This is a genomic window from Klebsiella sp. GG_Kp173 (assembly GCF_040062415.1).
Classification (GTDB): Bacteria; Pseudomonadota; Gammaproteobacteria; order Enterobacterales; family Enterobacteriaceae; genus Klebsiella; species Klebsiella quasipneumoniae.
This window is the reverse complement of the sequence record NZ_JBEAFZ010000050.1, coordinates 1-4,601: the sequence shown is the minus strand read 5'-3', so window position 1 is coordinate 4,601 and position 4,601 is coordinate 1. Positions and strand designations below refer to the sequence as shown.

The window sequence follows — 4,601 nt, the reverse complement described above, 5'->3', positions numbered from 1 at the left end:
CAAGGCCCGAGAGTCGGGTGATGGTTTCCTGCAGCATGGAGTTCTGCCCGAACAGACGGAGGAACTGTTTCGGGTAAAGCTCGCGAGACATCGGCCAGAGACGACTGCCGGTACCACCAGCCATAATTACAGGAAGTAACATAATGAAATCCTTAAATAAATAATTGCTTTATTTTACTATCAGTCAATCGACCGTCGGGGGAATGGCCTTTTTCAGGCACGCTACCGCCATTGGCTGTCGCAACCAAAATGCGTACTGCTCCCGTGCTTTAGGCTAAACGCCACCCTCTTTCGCTTCAGGCTGTCGGCTGAACGTTCACTCAGCGGCCTGAAAAGCCAGCCTGACGGAACGGGTGTCCTGAAAACCTAAAAGCAGAGATATACCTTCAGGCATATCTCTGCTTTTAACATGCATCTTCCCTCACCTGGCCGCGAAATGCCCCACACTTTCCGCATTTGCCGCCGGGTTAACCATCAGGACTTTCTCATTTACGCAGGGCAAAACGCACGCGCTTGCCGCCACCGAAGAAAACGAAACCGGCGGTTTACCGATGCCAGTAACCGTCATAGAGGAGCATTCACGATAAAGGGAAAGATGAGAAGAGACATCGTCTTCGCCGCTGAGGAGACAACGCGCTTGCGGGCCTGGTTGCCCTTTGCACATGGCGACGGCGCTACGTTCCGACAGGTGGGATAAACGACTCATGCTCTACAATGCACATTCCACTAAGAAAATCGTCCGCAGATTATAGCGCTGGTCGCGGGGAATAAAAATAAAAAAGCCTACTGATTAATGGATTACTCAAATAATACACATCTTAAACATTTGCTAAACAAAAAGATCAACATTAAGCAATTGATATTTAAGGTAAAAAATGCAAACTCGACGAGAATTTTGCCCATTTGCTAAATGATCCGCCGACCAAAAATATAACTTTAAACAAAATTACGCCGTGCCTGAGGGTATTGACTGCCTTCATGGTATCGCCACGAATCGCTAAGCCGCTGACCAGTCACAAGGTTATTATTCGACAGCTAACGGTCAAATGAGAAACGTTGTTATTTATCAGCCTTTGCCACCACGGTTTTGTCAGAAAAAACGCCTTTCAGTTCACGCCTGGCGGAATAGACGCGGCAAAGCAAGTGATCCCAACCGCAAGCCAGTGTAAAATCGGCACTTATGTAGAACGGGATATCCACACCCCGGAGGAAAAATATGAAGTTTTTGGTCACTGGTGCAGCAGGTTTTATCGGCTTTCATATCGCGCAGCGCCTGCTGGATGAAGGGCATAATGTTGTCGGGATCGACAACATGAATGACTATTATGACGTCAGCCTGAAGCAGGCTCGCCTGGATCGTCTGGCATCTCCGGCATTTCATTTCCAGCAGCTGGATCTTGCTGACCGTGAGGGGATGGCGACGCTGTTCGCCGCAGAACAGTTTGACCGCGTGATCCACCTTGCGGCCCAGGCGGGCGTGCGCTATTCGCTGGAAAACCCCTATGCCTACGCTGACGCTAACCTGATGGGGTATCTGAACATTCTGGAAGGCTGTCGTCATACCAAAGTAAAACACCTGGTGTACGCCTCCTCCAGTTCGGTTTACGGCCTTAACCGCAAAATGCCGTTCTCCACGGAGGATTCCGTCGATCATCCGGTCTCCCTGTATGCCGCCACCAAGAAAGCCAATGAGCTGATGGCGCATACCTATTCCCATCTGTACGGCATCCCGACTACCGGCCTGCGCTTCTTTACGGTCTATGGTCCGTGGGGACGCCCGGATATGGCGCTGTTCAAGTTCACGAAAGCGATGCTGGAAGGGAAAAGTATTGACGTTTACAACTACGGCAAAATGAAGCGCGACTTCACCTACATCGACGACATCGTCGAGGCAGTGGTGCGCGTTCAGGATGTGATCCCGCAGGCCAATGCTGACTGGACCGTTGAGAACGGTTCCCCGGCGACCAGCTCAGCGCCGTATCGGGTCTATAACATTGGCAACAGCTCGCCGGTGGAACTGATGGACTACATCACCGCTCTGGAAGAGGCGCTGGGGATGGAAGCAAAGAAAAATATGATGCCGATTCAGCCGGGCGATGTGCTGGACACCAGCGCAGACACCCAGCCGCTGTATGACCTGGTGGGTTTCAAGCCACAGACGTCAGTGAAGGAAGGGGTGAAAAACTTCGTCGAGTGGTATAAGGATTACTATCAGATCTAACCTGTCTCTGCCCTGCCGCGATCAGCTGATTGCGGCAATTGATAAACCTCCCGTATTCCCTTCATTGATCATTCATTTCTTTACCCGAGCCTGGCACAGGCTATACTTTTTTGTGCTAAAGAATAATTTTTACTGGTTTTAACGACGGTGCTGAAACCAGTTTCATCTACCCGCCAGCGAAAAAGCCAACAACTTTAAGCCTGGTTCCCTGCAGTCACTATTTTCAATACTATTTTTAATGGCTCCTTCAGCATTTTCTCCTGATAAATAAAAGACATTACTTTCTGTAGGAATTTTCTTAAGAACAGGATATGTTAGAGATCGCAATACAGCACCTTCCACGCTGATATATTGCTTAACTTGCTAATGATTCAACCAACTAAAGCTGTGGTAGATATTATGGAAAACCTGTTTTTCTTAGTGGTGGCTGCCATACTACTTGCTGTGTCGGTTTTCTTTTTAATTTCATATCTGAAAGACAGAAAGAAAACCAAACTGACGTTTAATAAACGCAAGTGGTAAGGCCCACTCCATATTGCAATTAGATTAAGAAAATATTAAGAGATAAAAAAATGATATGACAGAATGACCGTTCATTCTGCGTTTTGGCGTGGCCTTAAGGCAAGAAAAAATAACGTTACTCACGCCCTGTTCCTCATATTTCCCCAGGGCATAAATAACAAAAGCCTGCGTTGCAGGCTTTGTTTTACCTCCCGGCGCTTATCTCCGGCATCTACATCACAGTGACGGTAGCTCTTCACAAGGTAAGTTTAACTTATCGGACCTGTTTTCAACCCGCAACGGCTTTTGAGCAGGATCGTAATGTCCATCACAATTTATTGAGGTTAATCTGAATGTGCGAGAAATACGCGCAGTGAGGAATATAGCGGGGAGATAAAGAAGCATACTGGCGGCGAGGAGCCGCCAGTGTCAGACAGGCAGGATTAATCGTTACCAAACAGATCGCGGGTGTATACCTTGTCCGCCACATCCGCCAGCTCTTCCGCCATACGGTTAGAGATAATCACATCCGCCTCTTGTTTGAAGGCATCCAGGTCGCGCACTACGCGGGAGTTAAAGAACTCATCTTCCTGCATTACCGGTTCATAGATAATAACCGGAATACCTTTTGCCTTGATGCGCTTCATAATGCCCTGAATAGAAGAGGCACGGAAGTTGTCCGAACCACTTTTCATGATCAGGCGATACACACCCACCACTTTCGGCTTACGGGCAAGAATAGAATCCGCGATAAAGTCTTTACGGGTACGGTTAGCATCTACGATAGCCGCGATGATATTGTTCGGGACCGATTCGTAGTTCGCCAGCAACTGCTTGGTATCTTTCGGCAGGCAGTAGCCGCCATAGCCAAAGGACGGGTTGTTATAGTGGTTGCCGATACGCGGATCCAGGCATACCCCTTCGATAATCTGCTTGCTGTTCAGCCCCTGGCTTTCAGCATAGCTGTCAAGCTCATTGAAATAGGCAACGCGCAGCGCCAGATAGGTGTTCGCGAACAGTTTGATCGCTTCCGCTTCAGTGGAGTCGGTAAACAGGGTCGGGATATCCTGCTTAATCGCGCCTTCTTTCAACAGGTCTGCGAAACGTTCGGCACGTGCAGAGCGCTCACCAATGACAATGCGCGACGGGTGCAGGTTGTCGTACAGCGCACGGCCTTCACGCAGGAACTCAGGAGAGAAAATAACATTATCAATCCCTAAACGTTCTTTGATGTCGCGGGTGAACCCCACCGGGATGGTCGATTTGATGATCATCACCGCGTTCGGGTTGATCTCTGTGACATCGCGAATAACCGCTTCCACTGTAGAGGTGTTGAAGTAGTTGGTTTTGGGATCATAATCGGTCGGCGTCGCAATGATCACGTAGTCGGCATTACGGTATGCGTCGTGCTTATCCGTGGTGGCACGGAAATTTAACGGTTTTTCTGCCAGATATTCCTGAATTTCTTTATCGACAATCGGAGAGATCTTCTGGTTAAGCATATCCACTTTGGCCTGTACGATATCCAGGGCAACCACTTCGTGGTTTTGCGCAATCAGGACACCGTTCGATAAACCAACATAACCTGTACCGGAAATAGTAATTTTCATGAGATTACACTTTAATCAGTTAACTGGATAATGGCGGATAGCCACGAAATTAAATAATGCTGTGGGCGGTTTTACGCTTTGACCAGTTGGATGTCAAGAATAAGCCATAAGGTCAATAATACGATTAAAATGTGACCCTATGGCTTCCATTATGGATAATGCATTACTTGAGAAGAGCTAAAATCTCTTCGGTTTTTGCATTCATTAACGCCGTATCCGCTCTGGACTCCACGTTCAGACGCACCACCGGCTCCGTGTTGGACGTGCGC

4 protein-coding genes and 1 pseudogene are annotated in these 4,601 nt (G+C 48.4%); 2 read left to right on the top strand and 3 right to left on the bottom strand.

Annotated features, from left to right (window positions below; genetic code table 11):
• On the bottom strand, positions 1-142 hold a 142-nt coding region (locus ABLU50_RS15940; RefSeq protein WP_260677201.1), incomplete at its 3' end, for a sugar phosphate nucleotidyltransferase.
• Between the two features lie 1,074 nt (positions 143-1,216).
• Here ABLU50_RS15940 and ABLU50_RS15935 point away from each other — a divergent pair.
• Together ABLU50_RS15935 and ABLU50_RS15930 are read left to right on the top strand one after the other, a co-directional pair.
• Positions 1,217-2,221 carry an NAD-dependent epimerase gene (locus ABLU50_RS15935; RefSeq protein ID WP_060656233.1) on the top strand — a complete coding sequence of 335 codons (1,005 nt, stop codon included), beginning with the start codon at positions 1,217-1,219 and terminating at the stop codon, positions 2,219-2,221.
• Positions 2,222-2,620: 399 nt separating this feature from the next.
• Positions 2,621-2,743, top strand: a complete 123-nt coding sequence (locus ABLU50_RS15930) for a small membrane protein (protein ID WP_000429184.1) — start codon at positions 2,621-2,623, stop codon at positions 2,741-2,743.
• A gap of 422 nt (positions 2,744-3,165) precedes the next feature.
• On the opposite strand, the gene ugd is transcribed toward ABLU50_RS15930, so the two are convergent.
• Both ugd and ABLU50_RS15920 read right to left on the bottom strand, forming a co-directional pair.
• The gene (ugd, locus tag ABLU50_RS15925; RefSeq protein ID WP_000704907.1) at positions 3,166-4,332 is read right to left on the bottom strand and encodes a UDP-glucose 6-dehydrogenase; all 1,167 of its coding nucleotides are present in this window, start codon (positions 4,330-4,332) and stop codon (positions 3,166-3,168) included.
• A 163-nt stretch (positions 4,333-4,495) separates the two neighbouring features.
• Positions 4,496-4,601, bottom strand: a pseudogene (locus ABLU50_RS15920) (phosphomannomutase); the annotation flags it as partial.